Below are 14,043 nucleotides of genomic sequence, written 5' to 3'. Positions count from 1 at the left end.
AGCGCCGAGACGTCGTTTCGATCCGCCGGCACGGCGCCTATTTGCCGCCGTTCAGCCTTTCGCGCAACTCCTTGCCGGTCTTGAAGAACGGCACCCACTTCTCCTCGACCTCGACGGACTCGCCGGTGCGCGGGTTGCGGCCGGTGCGGGCAGGGCGGTTTTTCACCGAAAAGGCGCCGAAACCGCGCAACTCGACCCTGTTGCCTTCGGCAAGCGCATCGGTGATCTCGTCAAAGATTGCGCCGACGATGTTTTCGACGTCGCGCAGGAAAAGGTGCGGGTTGCGCGCGGCAATGATTTGCACAAGTTCGGATTTGATCATGAGAACGTTCCCCGTAAACCACTGCAGTCACTTATCAGGATGATTTTATTGCTTTATTTGGTTCTTCCTAACGGTTGTCAAGGGTGCCAGACCGAAACGAGACCGTCAAGGAACAAGCGGTCGGCGCCAAGCTCGTGAATGACGTCGCCGACGGCGTCGGGCAGGCCGAGCGCGTTCGCGACGGCTTTGGTCATGCTCCTCGTAAAGAAGAAGCCGCGCCCCTCCGTGCTTTTCCATTCAACGACCTTGAGCTTGCTGTCGATGCCCTTGGTCGCCAGCCAGTCGATCGCCTCGGTCTCGCCGCCGACGGCATCGACCAGGTGATTGCCGAGCGCCTGGCGGCCGGTGAAGATCGAACCGTCGGCCAGAGCGAGCGCCTGCTCATGCGATATCTTGCGCCGTTCGGCGACAATGCCGACGAACCAGTCATAGCTGTCGAGGATGAGCTTGCGCACCATGGCGCGCTCGTCGTCGTTGGTCGGCTTGAAGGGCGAAGGCGAGGCCTTGAGCGGCGAGGATTTCACCTCCTCGAGCTTGATGCCGAGCTTGTCCATCAGGGCGCTGACGTCGGGATACTGGATCAGCACGCCGATCGAGCCGACGATCGAGGTCTTGCGGGCAACGATGTGGTCGGCCGCACTCGCGATCATATAGCCGGCGGACGCCGCCAGCGTGCCGACCTCGGCCACCACCGGCTTGTCGCCGGCGAGCTTGCGCACTTCCTCATAGATCGACTCGCCGCCGACCGTGGTGCCTCCGGGCGAATCGATCGACAGGATGACGCCCTTCACCGTCGCGGACTTGCGGATCGTCTCCAGCCTTTTGATCAGCTCCTCGTCCTCGGTGATGGTGCCCTCGATCTTGACCTTGGCGATGTGGTCGACCGCCTGGCCGGTGAAATCCTCACCGTAGATCCATGCCGAAAAGGCGATCAGCGCCGCCGCCAGAACCACAAACGCGGCGACGCGCCAGAACGTCAGCTTGCGGCGCAAGCGGCGGCGGTCGATCAGGTCGTCGGCTCTCATTGCCATCGTCAGCCTCACAGTCGGTGGGAAAGGACGCTTTTAAAGCAAGCCTCCGCGCGCGGCTACCGTTTCATGAGAACACCGGCGCTGCTGATCGAATGCTGGAGATGACCTCACGAAAAATTAACGCAGCCGGCCCCTATCTGCTATGAAGGGCTGGCAGTTCAGCCGAATTCGTCCTAGTCGTGCGGTAGTAGCCGTCACATTTTTGCAGTTTTCCTCCGCTTGTGCTTGCTTGCGGGGACCGGCATACCACCTATAGGCGGTGTTTGGCGGGCAAGGGCTCATTAGAAAACAGTCATGTTGGCGCGATCTGACGAAACGAGCGATGCCGAAATGGTGTCGGCTGCCGCTGGCGAAAGCGGCACGCGGGGCGACGCGTTCGACCGTGCGCAGCGGCATTCGCGCCGCGTGCGCGTGCTGAAGTTCGCCGTGCCGCTGCTGGCGGCTGCAATTGCGATCGCCTTTCCGATCTATTCCTATTTCGCCGCGCCGGTGTCGGTCTCGGTGCAGGCCGAGGGCACAGCCTTTTCGGACGGCAAGCTGGTGATGGCCAATCCCAAGCTCAACGGCTTCACCAAGCAGAAACTGCCTTATTCGCTGACGGCGACCAGGGCGACGCAGGATGTCGGCAAGCAAGGCATCATCGACCTCGAAGGCATCAATGCCAAATTGCCCGTCGCCAGCGACAACGTCGTGTCGGTCAACGCCGCGCACGGCATCTACAACCGAGACGCCAACACGATGGACCTCACCAGCGATGTCTCGGTGACCACCAGCGACGGCATGGAAGCCAAGTTCAAATCGGTCTTCCTAGACATGGGCAAAGGCTCTATGAAGACGGACAATCCGGTCGATGTCAGCCGCGCCGGGTCGCGCATCACCGCCGACTCGATGTCGGTGGAAGAGAACGGCAAGGTGGTGGTCTTCGAGAACCGGGTGCGCGTCAACATCGATGCGGCCAGTCTGAAGGCGGCAGAGGCAAAGAGCGGAGAACAGAATGCGTCGCAGTAATTCGGCAAGGCTTGCAGCGGCGGCCTCTTTCTTGCTGTTGCTGGGGGCGGCGCCCGCGCTTGCCCAGTCGAGCGGCACCAGCCAGATGTCCGGCCTGAAATTGTCGGGCGACCAGCCGATCCAGATCGAAAGCGACAAGCTGGAGGTCCGGCAGGCAGACAGCGCGGCGATTTTCAGCGGCAACGTCACCGTCAACCAGGGGCCGACGCTGCTCAAGGCCGGCAAGATGACGGTTTTTTACGTCAAGGATGCCAACGCCCCCAAGGGCGCGGCCGCCGGCGCGTCGGCGATGACGGGTGCGGCCAATATCGACCACCTCGTGGTCGAGAACAAAGTCTACATCAAGTCGAACGACCAGATCGCCACCGGTGACAAGGGCACCTTCGACATGAAGACGCAGGTGCTCGTTCTTTCCGGCAATGAAGTGGTGCTCTCGCAGGGCGACAATGTGCTCAAGGGCTGCAAGCTCACCGTGCAGATGAAGAGCGGCCTTGCCAATGTCGACGGCTGCGGCAGCAGCGGCCGCGTCATCATGTCGATAACGCCCCAGAAGCAGGGAACGGCCCAGCAGGGAGCGTCGAGCAACTAATGGCCGGCGTATCGTCGCTGCTGGCCCGCCTTCCGGGGCGGGCGGCCGCAAAACCGGCTGCCCCGGCAACGGTCGGCGTCGACAAGGCGAAGTTCAAGGGCACCCTGATCGCCAAGGGCCTGACCAAGAGCTACAAGGGCCGCAAGGTGGTGAGCGGCGTGACGCTCGGCGTGCGCGCCGGCGAGGCGGTCGGGCTGCTTGGCCCGAACGGCGCCGGCAAGACCACCTGCTTCTATATGGTCACCGGCCTTGTCCCGGTGGACGAAGGCACGATCGAGATCGACGGCTTCGACGTCACCTCGATGCCGATGTACCGGCGGGCCCGCCTCGGCATCGGCTACCTGCCGCAGGAAGCGTCGATCTTCCGCGGCTTGAGCGTCGAGCAGAACATCCGCGCGGTGTTGGAGGTGGTGGAAAAGAGCCGCAAGGAGCGCGAGCGCACCCTCGACGAGCTGCTCGAGGAATTCCACATCAGCCATCTGCGCAAGGCGCCGTCGCTGTCGCTGTCGGGCGGCGAGAGACGCCGTCTCGAGATCGCGCGGGCGCTGGCGACGCGGCCGGCCTATATGCTGCTCGACGAGCCCTTCGCCGGTATCGACCCGATCGCGGTCGCCGACATCCAGCAGCTCGTTCGCCATCTGACCGCGCGCGGCATCGGCGTGCTGATCACCGACCACAATGTGCGCGAGACGCTGGGCCTGATCGACCGCGCCTATATCATCCATGCCGGCCAGGTGCTGACGCATGGCCGGGCCGACGAAATCGTCGCCAACGCCGATGTGCGGCGTCTCTATCTCGGCGAGGGATTTACGCTCTAGGTGTAAAATTCTCCAATCCGGCAGGATTTTCGTCTGTTTTTCGAGATTCCCGCCAGTTCCGCCCGCGAATAACGCTCCGGTAAGCCGTCGCTGCTAGCGTTTGCCTTGACAAGCAAAAGCCGGGCCAGTTTCTATGCCCGACTGAAAAACGGCAGTTCGATGCGTAGACGAGGCGTTTGAATCCAACCATGGCGCTGGCGGCCAAACTGCAGCTCAGACAGTCCCAGTCGCTGGTGATGACGCCCCAGCTGATGCAGTCGATCCGGCTGCTGCAGCTCACCCATGTCGAGCTCGAACGCTTCATCGACGAGGAGATCGAGCGCAATCCGCTTTTGGAGCGGGCCGAGCCGCAGGAGGATGCGAGCGGCGACCAGCCGCAGAAGAGCGAGACCGCGGCGGAACCCGCCAGCGGGGATGATTGGTTCGAGACCGAAACGGAATGGAGCGCCGAGGCGATCTCGGAAAAGCTTGATTCGTCGCTGGAGAACCTGTTCCCCGACGACCCCGGAACGAGCGAGAGGCTGGGACCGGACCTCACGGCGCAGTGGAAGTCGGCGTCCGGAGGCAGCGCCGGCGGTACTTCGTCCGAGGGTTTCGATGTCGGCGAGATGGCGGCGACCGTAGTGACGCTACGCGAGCATGTCGGCGAGCAGATCGCGCTGGCCTTCCCGAACCCTGCCGAACGCCTGATTGCAGGCGAACTCGCCGATGGGCTCGACGAGGCCGGCTATCTGCGCTCCGACCTGGACGAGGTTGCCGCGCGGCTTGGTGCGGACAAGGCGGCCGTGGCACGCGTGCTCACGGTCTGCCAGGCCTTCGAGCCGGCCGGCCTGTTTGCGCGCGATCTCGCCGAATGCCTGTCCTTGCAGCTTGCCATGCGCGACCGGCTCGACCCGGCGATGAAAAGCTTGGTCGCCAACCTCGAACTTCTGGCGCGGCGCGATTTCCAGACACTGAAGCGCATCTGCGGCGTCGACGAGGAAGACCTTCTCGACATGCTGGCCGAAATCCGGGCGCTCGATCCGCGGCCCGGCATGGCATTTTCGGGCGGCGCCAGCGACGCGATCGTCGCCGATGTCGAGGTGCGCGCCGCCGCCGACGGCAGTTGGGCGGTGGAGCTCAATCCCGACACGCTGCCACGCGTTTTGGTCGACAACGTCTATTTTGCCCGTGTTTCCAGCCACGCCAAGGACCAGGCGGAAAAGGACTTTCTCGCCGAATGCCTGCAGAACGCCAACTGGCTGACGCGCAGCCTCGACCAGCGGGCGAAGACCATCCTCAAGGTGGCCTCGGAAATCGTGCGCCAGCAGGACGCGTTCCTCGTCCATGGCGTACGGCACCTGAAACCGCTCAACCTGCGCACAGTGGCCGACGCGATCGGCATGCATGAATCGACGGTCAGCCGCGTCACCGCCAACAAATACATGCTGACGCCGCGCGGCGTGTTCGAGCTGCGCTATTTCTTCACCGCTTCGATCGCCTCTGCGGAAGGCGGCGAGGCGCATTCCTCGGAAGCCGTGCGCGACCGCATCAAGCAACTGATCGACGAGGAAAAGCCCGCCGATGTGCTTTCCGACGACGCCATCGTCGACATGCTGAGGGAAAATGGCGTTGACATCGCCCGCCGCACCGTCGCCAAGTACCGGGAAGGCATGAACATCCCTTCATCGGTGCAGCGCCGCCGCGAGAAGCGGGCGCTCGCCAACGCCGGACGCTAAGGTCGGTTGATATTCAGCCGGCCTGCCCTAGTTGGTGTGGGCTTAAGGAGTGCGCGGATTTCCACAGTTTTCGAGCTTCATTGACAAGCTGCAATGAAGTGTCTAGAAGCCCGCCCGCATGAGCCGGGCCGTGATGCCCGCTCGCGAATGGGTCCGTCAAAGCGAAGGCCTCGGACGGCCAAGAAGGCGACTTGTGATCAACCGGAAAGTTCGGGTCTAAAATAGGCGCGCATGCCGCTGCAAAGCTTGTGCGCGCGCACCACGGGTATAAACTCGGGACAGTTTGAAGCCTGAGCAAGGAAGGTCAGTTTTCAGATGAATCTGCGCATTTCGGGAAAACACATGGACATCGGCGATGCGTTCCGCACGCGCATCAACGATCGTGTCAACGAAGCGATCGAAAAGTATTTCGATCGAGGTTTTTCAGGACATGTAACGGTCATCAAGGCAGGGTCGCGCTTCTCGGCCGATTGCATGATCCGACTCGATTCCGGCGCCTCGCTGCAGGCGACCGGCGACGCCCAGGATCCCACACTTGCCTTCGAGGCGGCCGCCGATCGCCTCGAAACGCGGCTGCGGCGCTACAAGCGCCGGCTGAAGTCGCACACTTCGAACAATGGCAATGGCGAGTCCACCGACATCGCCTACACCGTGATGGAGCCGCTCGCCGACGATGACGAGGAAATCCCGGAGAACTTCGCTCCGGCTATCGTTGCCGAATCGACCATGACGCTTCGCACCATGTCGGTGGCATCGGCTGTCATCGAGCTCGACACCAAGGACAGCCCGGTCTTCGTCTTCCGCAACGCCGGAAACGACCATCTCAACATCGTCTACCGCCGGCCGGATGGGAACATCGGCTGGATCGATCCGTCGACGGCCAAAGTCGCGCAGGGATAAGAAAGCCAGCCGTGCGAGGGGGACGACTGGCGCGGCAAGGCGAGCAAGGGATTTTTCAAGCATGGATCTCAGCGATCTCATCAGCGTCTCGGCTATCATGCCGGCGTTGAAGGCGAATTCCAAAAAGCAGCTTCTGCAATTGCTGTCGGAGAGGGCGGCAGCGATTTCAGGGATTCCGGAGCGGGAAGTGTTCGACACGATCCTGCAGCGCGAGCGGCTGGGCTCCACCGGCGTCGGCAACGGCATCGCCATTCCGCATGGCAAGCTCGCGGGCGTGAAGCGGATCGCGGGCGTGTTCGCCCGGCTGGAGACGCCGGTCGATTTCGAGGCGCTCGACGACCAGCCGGTCGATCTGGTGTTCCTGCTGCTTGCGCCCGAAGGCGCCGGCGCCGACCATCTCAAGGCGCTGTCGCGCATCGCGCGCGTGCTGCGCGATGCCGATACGGTGGCCAAGATCAGGGGGACGCGCGACGCGGTGGCGATCCACGCGCTGTTGTCGGATACGCAGGCCTCGCACGCGGCCTGAAGCTTCTCGCGCGAAACGTGGTTTTTTGGGATAAAACCTTTAGGGGCCGCCGGGAGCGGCCCTTTCCAGTTCAGACGACGACCGGGATCAGTGGATGGCGACCGTGGTGAGATCGTTCTCCAGCGCACCCGCCAGCGCCCGGTCACGGGCATCGGAAAGCAGGATCGGCTGGCCGTTGGCGGCAAACAGCGCCCACAGTTCAAGGCCGGGCGCGATCTCGTCGAGGCCGGGGAAGCGGCCGCGCAGATCGTCGCTCGATACTTTCCTCAGGTAAGCGACCGAACCCTCGCCGAGATGGGCGAATTCGCCGCTGGTCATGGTCAGGGTTTCGTCAGTTCTGGTCATTTTCAAGCCTCCTTGGCGCGAGGACGCCGCTTCCGGCCGTCCCGCATTAGAGCCATCGGCAAAGATCAGTCTTTCACCGATATGTTTATTTTCCGTACCAGCCGTTCGGCCTCCGGACGGTCGAGATCGATCGACAAAAGACCGTTCTTCAGCTCCGCGCCGACGACCCGCATGCCGTCGGCCAGCACGAAGCAGCGCTGGAACTGGCGCGCGGCGATGCCGCGGTGGAGGAACTCGCGCTCGGTGTCGTCGGTCTGACGGCCGCGCACGATCAGTTGGTTCTCCTCCGTGGTGACATCGAGGTCGCTCTCGGCGAAACCCGCCACGGCAAGCGTGATGCGCAGCCTCTCGGCATTGCCGTCGGCGGCGCTCAGGCGCTCGATGTTATACGGAGGATAGCTGTCGCCCGACTTCGCCAGACGTTCGAGCGTCTTTTCCATGGCGTCGAAACCCAGCAGAAGCGGGCTGGAGAAGGGCGTCATTCGGCTCATGTTACACTGTCCTCTCAAGAGCGACATAAACTGGAAAAACCCGGATGGCATTTTTCCCGATGGTCTTGATATGGTCCGCCGCGCGATCAAGTTCAAGCCATCAAAACCCCGCCCAAAAAGACTCCCCAAAAAGGAATTGAAATGCCCCAGTCACGAAAGATCATCATCGACACGGACCCCGGCCAGGACGATGCCGTCGCCATATTGCTGGCGCTCGGCAGCTCCGAACTGGAGGTCGTCGGCATCACCGCCGTTGCCGGCAACGTGCCGCTGAAACTCACCGAAAAGAATGCCCGCAAGATCTGCGAGCTTGCCGGCCGGCCCGACATCAAGGTCTATGCGGGCGCCATCCGCCCGCTGGCGCGCGAGCTCGTCACCGCCGAGGAAGTGCATGGCAAAACCGGCCTCAACGGGCCGCAACTGCCGGAACCGACGATGCCGTTGCAGGAGAAGTACGCGGTCGACTTCATCGTCGAGACTTTGATGAACGAGCCAAGCGGCACGATCACCCTCTGCCCGCTCGGGCCGCTCACCAACATCGCCCTGGCGCTGATCCGCGAGCCGCGGATCGCGCCGCGCATCAAGGAAATCGTGCTGATGGGGGGCGGTTTCTTCGAGGGCGGCAACGTCACGCCCGCCGCCGAATTCAACATCTATGTCGACCCGCAGGCGGCCGACGTGGTGTTCAAATCCGGCATTCCGATCGTGATGATGCCGCTCGACGTAACCCACAAGGCGCTGACCACCGCCAGGCGCACCAAGGCCTTTCGCGAGCTCGGCACCAGGGTCGGCACCGCAACCGCCGAGATGCTGGAATTCTTCGAGCGCTTCGACGAGGAGAAATACGGCACCGACGGCGGGCCGCTGCACGATCCGTGCGTGATCGCCTATCTCATCAAGCCTGAACTGTTCAAGGGCCGCCGCTGCAACGTCAGCGTCGAGACGACCTCCGAGCTCACCATGGGCATGACGGTGATCGACTGGTGGGGCGTCAGCAGGCGCGAGAAGAACGCCATGGTGATGCGCGACATCGACCATGACGCTTTCTTCGCGCTGCTGGTCGAGAGGCTGGGGCGGCTGTAACGCCTCTTCCTTCCCCCGCAAGGGGGGAAGGGGAGGAGGCGCTCACTTCGCCTTCGAGAACGCCAGCCAGAGCCCGCCGCCCACCAGGAAGCTGCCGCTGACGCGGGAGAGCAGCTTGACGCGGCTGGCCGATAGGACGCGACCGGCGCGGCCGGCGGCAAGGGCGTAGGTCGAGTCCGACATGGCGGCGAAGACCATCGCGGTCAGGCCCATGACCAAGATCTGCAGCGTGTAATTGCCCTGCGGGGCGATGAACTGCGGGAAGAAAGCGCCGAAGAAGACGAGCGTCTTCGGATTGGAGATGGCCACCAAGAACCCCTGCAGGAAGAAGCCGCCGCGCGGCTTCCTGGCTGAGCCGTCGGGATTCAGCGTGCCTTTGGCGCGAAACATCTGCACGCCCATCCAGATCAGATAGGCGGCGCCGATCAGCCGCACCCATTCGAACCAGTGGCCCATGCCGGCGATCAGCGTGTTGAGGCCGATGCCGACGATGGCGATCATGATGGCGAGGCCCGCCTGGGTGCCGGCGACATTGGCAAGCCCGGCGCGCGAGCCGTGGCGCATGCTGTTGGCGATGATCAGCGTGACGGTTGGCCCCGGCACCAGCATGATGACGATGCAGGCGACGACATAGGCGGCGTAAAGCTCCAGCGACATGATCTTCCCTCGGCTCTTCTGCGGCTCGTGCGGCAGCCGGCCGCCAGAATGCACGTGCCGGGGAAGCAAGCCAACGAAAATAGCGCGTCGGAGGACTATCGGCTGATTTTGCGGCGCTTCACAAATTCGGCCGGTGATATCTTTGTGCAATACCGGTGACCCCCAGGATGTTAGATTTCCGGCCATGCAGTGCACGGAGACGGTCATGAACGCGCTGAGCCAGGACGAGAGTGCGAGCTATTTCACCGCGCCGGTGGGCGGTATCGAGTGCCTCTCCGCCACCTTCAAGCGCCACCGCTATCAGCCGCATGCGCACGATACCTTCGTTGTCGGCACGTTGTGGCACGGCACAGGCACCATCTTCATTCGCGGGCGCAACCATGCGGTGCGCGCCGGCGATCTCACGCTCTACAATCCTTTCGAGGTGCATGACGGCGCGCCGGCCAATGACGGTTTCAGCTACCGCGTCAGCTATCCGTCGGCTGCCCTGCTGCGCGAGATCGCCTCGGAAAACACCTCGTTCGACCGGACCGGAACGCCGACATTCCGCGAGCCGATCGTGCATGACCCGCGCGGTGCTGCCCTGTTTTTCGCAGCGCATCGCCTGTGGGAGGAGAAATGCTCGCCTATGGAGGCCGAGGAGAAGCTGCTCGCCGCCTATGTCTACTGCCTGTCGGTGCATGCCGGGGTGCGTTTCCCGCTCGCCGGCAGCGAGCGCGGGCCGGTTGCCCGCGTTGTCGAGCTTCTCTCGGAGCGCTTCGCCGAGCGGCTGACGCTGGACGATCTGGCGGCCGAGGCGCGGCTGTCGCGGCAGCGGCTGATCCGCGCCTTCCACCGCAGGACCGGGATGTCGCCGCACGCCTTCCTGATCAACCGGCGTGTCGACGCGGCCAAGGCCATGCTGCGGAGCGGCCTCGATCCGCTGTCGGCGGCGATGGCCACAGGCTTCAGCGACCAGGCGCATCTGACCCGTATCTTCAAGGCGCGCGTCGGCGTGCCTCCCGGGGCCTATCGCGCGGCCTTCGCCGCCTGACCTGATCCAGCCAATCCCTGCAACGAACGCGGCGCTTCAGGCCGCAACGATGGAGCATGCCATGAACAAGCGCATCCCCGAACCTTTCCGCATCAAGATGGTCGAGCCGATCCGCATGACCGACCGCGCCTTCCGCGAGGCGGCGCTCGCCGAGGCGGGGCTCAACCCGTTCCTGCTCAGAAGCGAGGATGTCTATATCGACCTTCTGACCGACAGCGGTACCGGCGCGATGAGCGATCGCCAATGGGCGGGGCTGCTGCTTGGCGACGAAGCCTATGCGGGCAGCCGCAATTTCTATCGTCTCTCCGAAACGGTCGAACGGCTGTTCGGCTACCCTTACACGATCCCGACCCATCAGGGACGAGGCGCGGAGCAGATAGTCTTCCCCGAGCTGGTGAAGCGCCGCGGCTCCAAGGCGCCGGTTTTCTTGTCCAACTACCATTTCGATACGACCAAGGCGCATGTCGAGCTCGCCGGGGCCAAGGCCATCAATGTGCTGACGACTGCCGCCAACGACACCGCTCGCTATGACGACTGGAAGGGCAATTTCGATCTGGGCGCGCTGGCCGCGGCGATCGAGACACATGGCGCCGCCAATGTCGCCGGCATCGTCGCGACGGTGACCTGCAACAGCGCCGGGGGACAGCCGGTGTCGATGGCCAATCTGAGAGCCGCGTCCGAAATGGCGCGCAACCACGGCATCCCGGTGATGATCGACGCCACGCGTTTTGCAGAAAATGCGTGGTTCATCCAGCAGCGCGAGGAGGGCTATGCCGACCGCTCGATCCGCGACATCGTTCGCGAGATGATGTGCTATGGCGACCTGCTCACGCTCTCGGCCAAGAAGGACGGGTTGGTCAATATCGGCGGCTTCTGCGCCTTCCGCCAGGACGCCGACCTGTTCCGGGCGGTGCAGGTGCGTTGCGTGCCGATGGAAGGCTTCATCACCTATGGCGGACTTGCCGGCCGCGACATGGAGGCGATCGCCATTGGCCTCGAGGAGGCGGTCGAGACCGATTATCTCGCATACCGCGTCGGCCAGGTCGCCTATCTCGGCGAAAGGCTGCGGCAGGCGGGCGTGCCGATTCAGTACCCGACCGGTGGGCACGCCGTATTCGTCGACGGCGCCGCGATGCTGCCCCATATTCCCGCCGACAGTTTCCCTGCACATGCGCTGGCCTGCGAGCTTTATCTGGAAGCGGGCGTGCGTGCCGTGGAGATCGGTTCGCTGATGCTGGGCCGCGATCCCGCGACGGGAAAGCAGGAAAAATCGCCGCTCGAGCTCCTGCGTCTCACCATCCCGCGCCGGGTCTACACCAACGACCATATGGACTACATCGCCGATGCGCTGATCGCGGTCGCGAAGCGGGCAAAGACGATCCGCGGCCTTGACTTCGTCTATGAGCCGCCGATCCTGCGCCACTTCACGGCGCGGTTTTGCTGGGCCGGGAAAGTGGCGACGACACTGCAAGCGGCGGAGATGGCGGAAGCATGAGCCCTTCGGTCAAGCGGTTCCTGGAAGAACGCGGCGCGCGCTACCAGGTCGAGACGCATGCGCCGCTCATCTCCTTCGAGGACGCCAAGACCATCCTGTCGCTGGACCCGGCGAAAATGGTCAAGGGCCTGACCTTCGCGCGGCCGGGCGGCTTCGCGATCGTCGCGCTGAGAGCGGCCGACCGGGCAGATTACAAGAAGATCGCCGACGCGCTCGGGCTGCGCAGGGCCGATCTGTGGCTTGCTGACGCCCAGAGCGTGCGCAGGGACCTCGACATGGAGCAGGGCGGCATCGTGCCGCTGCCCATCGGCAGCGCCCGCGTGCTTATCGATCGCGCCGTGCTCGGGCTCGATCAGATCGTCTGCGGAACAGGCCGCAACACGGCGACACTGATCATCGACCGCGACGTGTGGCTGGACATCGCCGATGGCGAGCTCGGCGATTTCGCCAAACCGGCTCCGGTTGCGATGTGACAGGTGGAGCAGTCCAATATGGCCGTGCCGAACTGCTCCAGCTATTTGGCTTGATGCAATTCCGGACGGGAAACCGCTACACTTCTCGCGAATTGCTTCAGCTCGCGCCCGCCGGCCAGGGCAGCGTCGCCTCATAGGCGGCGCCAGCCTTGAGCACGGCGAGGTCGCCGCGCGCGCGGCCGATCAGTTGCATGCCCATCGGCCGACCCTTGCCGTCGAAGCCGACCGGCACGTTGAGCGCCGGGCAGGCGCCCAGCGTGGCAAAGGCGGAGACCTGCATCCAGCGGTGATAGCTGTCCATGGCGCGCCCGGCGATCTCGCGCAGCCAGTGGGTGGCGACGTCGAAGGGGAAAACCTGCGCCGTCGGCAGGACGATGAGATCGAAGCGCTCGAACAGCGACAGCAGCGTGCGGTGCCATAAAGAGCGCCGGACCGTGGCGGCGTGGATTTGCGGCGCGGTGAGGCGTATCGCCTGTTCGACTTCCCAGACCGCTTCCGGCTTCAGCAGCTTGCGTTTTTCCGGATCGTCATAGTGCGCCTTCAGCCCGCAGCCGCTGCTTGCCTGGCGCAGCGTCACGAAAGCCTGCCACAGCGCCTCGAAATCGACGTCCGGCACCAGCGCCTCGGTTGCGAAGGATGCATCGGAGAAGCGGGCGAGGGCGGCCTCGCAAAGCTCGAGGACCCCCCGCTCCGTCGGCAGCTGGCCGCCGAGATCGCCGAGCCAGGCGATGCGGCCGCCGACCGCTTTCGTGCGCAGCCCTTCCAGGAAGGAGCCCTGCTTGTCATGTGACAACGGAGCCCGTGGATGGTGTCCGGCCTGCTCGTCGAGCAGCAGCGCGATGTCGCGCACGTTGCGGCCCATCGGCCCTTCGACGCCCATCTGGGCGTGGAAGACATCGATGTCGGGGCCGGCCGGCACCAGCCCCTGCGACGGGCGAAAGCCATAGACGTTGTTGTAAGCTGCGGGGTTGCGCAGCGAGCCGCCGAAATCGCTGCCGTCGGCCACCGGCACCATGTCGAGCGCCAGCGCCACCGCCGCGCCGCCGCTCGAGCCGCCGGCGGTGAGGACCGGATCGAAGGCGTTGAGCGTCGGTCCGAAGACCGGGTTGTAGGTGTTGGAGCCCAGCCCGAATTCCGGAACATTGGTCTTGCCGATGATGATGGCGCCGGCTTTGCGGAGGCGTTCGACGAAGAAGTCGTCTTCCTGGGGCACGAAATCGGCGAAGATCGGCGAGCCGAAAGTGGTCCTCAAGCCCTTGGTCAAAGCAAGGTCCTTGATGGCGATCGGCAGGCCGAATAGCGATCCAGCCTCGCCACCTCGCGCCAGATGGGCGTCGGCCCGGTCGGCCTCGGCGAGGATGTCGGATGGGTCGCGCAGCGACACGATGGCGTTGACCAGCGGGTTCACCGCTTCGATACGGTCGAGGAAAGCGCCGATGACTTCGCGCACCGAGAGCTGTCGCTGCCTGATCTTGTCTGCGAGTTCCAGGGCGGACAGGCGGCAGATGTCGCCGGCCGGCGACACGGCATGTTTCGTCGAGGGGCGCATCGCCG

General features: G+C 64.0%; 16 protein-coding genes. 10 read left to right on the top strand and 6 right to left on the bottom strand.

What is annotated here, in order from left to right:
- Positions 1-37 precede the first annotated feature (37 nt).
- Both ABID26_RS23990 and sppA read right to left on the bottom strand, forming a co-directional pair.
- Entirely contained in the window at positions 38-322 is a 285-nt protein-coding gene (locus ABID26_RS23990) for an integration host factor subunit beta (protein ID WP_027165368.1), read from the bottom strand.
- 77 nt (positions 323-399) lie between these two features.
- On the bottom strand, positions 400-1,353 hold the full coding sequence (sppA, locus tag ABID26_RS23985; RefSeq protein ID WP_292373337.1) for a signal peptide peptidase SppA: 954 nt from the start codon (positions 1,351-1,353) through the stop codon (positions 400-402).
- A 294-nt stretch (positions 1,354-1,647) separates the two neighbouring features.
- On the opposite strand from sppA, the gene lptC reads away from it, so the two are divergent.
- The 6 genes from lptC (at position 1,648) to ptsN (ending at position 6,912) form a co-directional block, all read left to right on the top strand.
- Entirely contained in the window at positions 1,648-2,361 is a 714-nt protein-coding gene (gene lptC / locus ABID26_RS23980; protein WP_292373339.1) for an LPS export ABC transporter periplasmic protein LptC, read from the top strand.
- Positions 2,348-2,950: an LptA/OstA family protein gene (locus ABID26_RS23975; RefSeq protein WP_126097884.1), complete on the top strand. Its 603-nt coding sequence runs from the start codon at positions 2,348-2,350 to the stop codon at positions 2,948-2,950. Before lptC ends, ABID26_RS23975 begins: the two co-directional genes overlap by 14 nt.
- Positions 2,950-3,768, top strand: a complete 819-nt coding sequence (gene lptB, locus ABID26_RS23970) for an LPS export ABC transporter ATP-binding protein (protein ID WP_126097885.1) — start codon at positions 2,950-2,952, stop codon at positions 3,766-3,768. Before ABID26_RS23975 ends, lptB begins: the two co-directional genes overlap by 1 nt.
- 188 nt (positions 3,769-3,956) lie before the next feature.
- On the top strand, positions 3,957-5,486 hold the full coding sequence (gene rpoN / locus ABID26_RS23965; protein ID WP_292373341.1) for an RNA polymerase factor sigma-54: 1,530 nt from the start codon (positions 3,957-3,959) through the stop codon (positions 5,484-5,486).
- Between the two features lie 315 nt (positions 5,487-5,801).
- Positions 5,802-6,386 carry a ribosome hibernation-promoting factor, HPF/YfiA family gene (hpf, locus tag ABID26_RS23960; RefSeq protein WP_292341269.1) on the top strand — a complete coding sequence of 195 codons (585 nt, stop codon included), beginning with the start codon at positions 5,802-5,804 and terminating at the stop codon, positions 6,384-6,386.
- 61 nt (positions 6,387-6,447) lie between these two features.
- Positions 6,448-6,912 (top strand): PTS IIA-like nitrogen regulatory protein PtsN, encoded by a 465-nt coding sequence (gene ptsN, locus ABID26_RS23955; protein ID WP_027165361.1) that lies wholly within the window; start codon positions 6,448-6,450, stop codon positions 6,910-6,912.
- Between the two features lie 87 nt (positions 6,913-6,999).
- Here the strand turns inward: ptsN and ABID26_RS23950 are convergent, their stop codons facing one another.
- Both ABID26_RS23950 and ABID26_RS23945 read right to left on the bottom strand, forming a co-directional pair.
- Complete coding sequence (locus ABID26_RS23950; RefSeq protein WP_126097888.1) at positions 7,000-7,257, bottom strand: BQ00720 family protein; 258 nt, start codon at positions 7,255-7,257, stop codon at positions 7,000-7,002.
- A 65-nt stretch (positions 7,258-7,322) separates the two neighbouring features.
- Positions 7,323-7,748: an Hsp20 family protein gene (locus ABID26_RS23945; RefSeq protein WP_126097889.1), complete on the bottom strand. Its 426-nt coding sequence runs from the start codon at positions 7,746-7,748 to the stop codon at positions 7,323-7,325.
- Between the two features lie 141 nt (positions 7,749-7,889).
- Here ABID26_RS23945 and ABID26_RS23940 point away from each other — a divergent pair, with 141 nt between their 5' ends.
- Positions 7,890-8,831, top strand: a complete 942-nt coding sequence (locus tag ABID26_RS23940; protein ID WP_292302583.1) for a nucleoside hydrolase — start codon at positions 7,890-7,892, stop codon at positions 8,829-8,831.
- Between the two features lie 42 nt (positions 8,832-8,873).
- Here ABID26_RS23940 and ABID26_RS23935 read toward each other — a convergent pair whose 3' ends face one another.
- Positions 8,874-9,488, bottom strand: a complete 615-nt coding sequence (locus ABID26_RS23935) for a LysE family translocator (protein WP_126097891.1) — start codon at positions 9,486-9,488, stop codon at positions 8,874-8,876.
- Positions 9,489-9,693: 205 nt separating this feature from the next.
- Between ABID26_RS23935 and ABID26_RS23930 the strand changes: the two genes are divergently transcribed.
- The 3 genes from ABID26_RS23930 to ABID26_RS23920 all read left to right on the top strand — a co-directional run bounded on the left by ABID26_RS23930 (position 9,694) and on the right by ABID26_RS23920 (position 12,489).
- The gene (locus ABID26_RS23930; RefSeq protein WP_292302585.1) at positions 9,694-10,521 is read left to right on the top strand and encodes an AraC family transcriptional regulator; all 828 of its coding nucleotides are present in this window, start codon (positions 9,694-9,696) and stop codon (positions 10,519-10,521) included.
- 61 nt (positions 10,522-10,582) lie between these two features.
- Positions 10,583-12,016, top strand: a complete 1,434-nt coding sequence (locus ABID26_RS23925; RefSeq protein ID WP_292302586.1) for a tryptophanase — start codon at positions 10,583-10,585, stop codon at positions 12,014-12,016.
- Positions 12,013-12,489 (top strand): aminoacyl-tRNA deacylase, encoded by a 477-nt coding sequence (locus ABID26_RS23920; protein ID WP_292302587.1) that lies wholly within the window; start codon positions 12,013-12,015, stop codon positions 12,487-12,489. The genes ABID26_RS23925 and ABID26_RS23920 overlap by 4 nt, the downstream gene beginning before the upstream one ends.
- Positions 12,490-12,586: 97 nt before the next feature.
- Here the strand turns inward: ABID26_RS23920 and ABID26_RS23915 are convergent, their stop codons facing one another.
- Positions 12,587-14,038: an amidase gene (locus ABID26_RS23915; RefSeq protein WP_292342774.1), complete on the bottom strand. Its 1,452-nt coding sequence runs from the start codon at positions 14,036-14,038 to the stop codon at positions 12,587-12,589.
- Positions 14,039-14,043: the final 5 nt, after the last annotated feature.

The organism is Mesorhizobium shonense, assembly GCF_040545255.1.
In the GTDB taxonomy this organism is placed as follows: Bacteria; Pseudomonadota; Alphaproteobacteria; order Rhizobiales; family Rhizobiaceae; genus Mesorhizobium; species Mesorhizobium shonense.
Note: the sequence above shows the minus strand (reverse complement) of the source record. Positions and strands in the feature narration are given on the sequence as shown.

Bases quoted from the DNA above. Each gene is read 5' to 3' on its own strand.
- ABID26_RS23990 (WP_027165368.1), bottom strand. From the start codon at position 322: ATGATCAAATCCGAACTTGTGCAAATCATTGCCGCGCGCAACCCGCAC.
- sppA (WP_292373337.1), bottom strand. From the start codon at position 1,353: ATGGCAATGAGAGCCGACGACCTGATCGACCGCCGCCGCTTGCGCCGC.
- lptC (WP_292373339.1), top strand. From the start codon at position 1,648: ATGTTGGCGCGATCTGACGAAACGAGCGATGCCGAAATGGTGTCGGCT.
- ABID26_RS23975 (WP_126097884.1), top strand. From the start codon at position 2,348: ATGCGTCGCAGTAATTCGGCAAGGCTTGCAGCGGCGGCCTCTTTCTTG.
- lptB (WP_126097885.1), top strand. From the start codon at position 2,950: ATGGCCGGCGTATCGTCGCTGCTGGCCCGCCTTCCGGGGCGGGCGGCC.
- rpoN (WP_292373341.1), top strand. From the start codon at position 3,957: ATGGCGCTGGCGGCCAAACTGCAGCTCAGACAGTCCCAGTCGCTGGTG.
- hpf (WP_292341269.1), top strand. From the start codon at position 5,802: ATGAATCTGCGCATTTCGGGAAAACACATGGACATCGGCGATGCGTTC.
- ptsN (WP_027165361.1), top strand. From the start codon at position 6,448: ATGGATCTCAGCGATCTCATCAGCGTCTCGGCTATCATGCCGGCGTTG.
- ABID26_RS23950 (WP_126097888.1), bottom strand. From the start codon at position 7,257: ATGACCAGAACTGACGAAACCCTGACCATGACCAGCGGCGAATTCGCC.
- ABID26_RS23945 (WP_126097889.1), bottom strand. From the start codon at position 7,748: ATGAGCCGAATGACGCCCTTCTCCAGCCCGCTTCTGCTGGGTTTCGAC.
- ABID26_RS23940 (WP_292302583.1), top strand. From the start codon at position 7,890: ATGCCCCAGTCACGAAAGATCATCATCGACACGGACCCCGGCCAGGAC.
- ABID26_RS23935 (WP_126097891.1), bottom strand. From the start codon at position 9,488: ATGTCGCTGGAGCTTTACGCCGCCTATGTCGTCGCCTGCATCGTCATC.
- ABID26_RS23930 (WP_292302585.1), top strand. From the start codon at position 9,694: ATGAACGCGCTGAGCCAGGACGAGAGTGCGAGCTATTTCACCGCGCCG.
- ABID26_RS23925 (WP_292302586.1), top strand. From the start codon at position 10,583: ATGAACAAGCGCATCCCCGAACCTTTCCGCATCAAGATGGTCGAGCCG.
- ABID26_RS23920 (WP_292302587.1), top strand. From the start codon at position 12,013: ATGAGCCCTTCGGTCAAGCGGTTCCTGGAAGAACGCGGCGCGCGCTAC.
- ABID26_RS23915 (WP_292342774.1), bottom strand. From the start codon at position 14,038: ATGCGCCCCTCGACGAAACATGCCGTGTCGCCGGCCGGCGACATCTGC.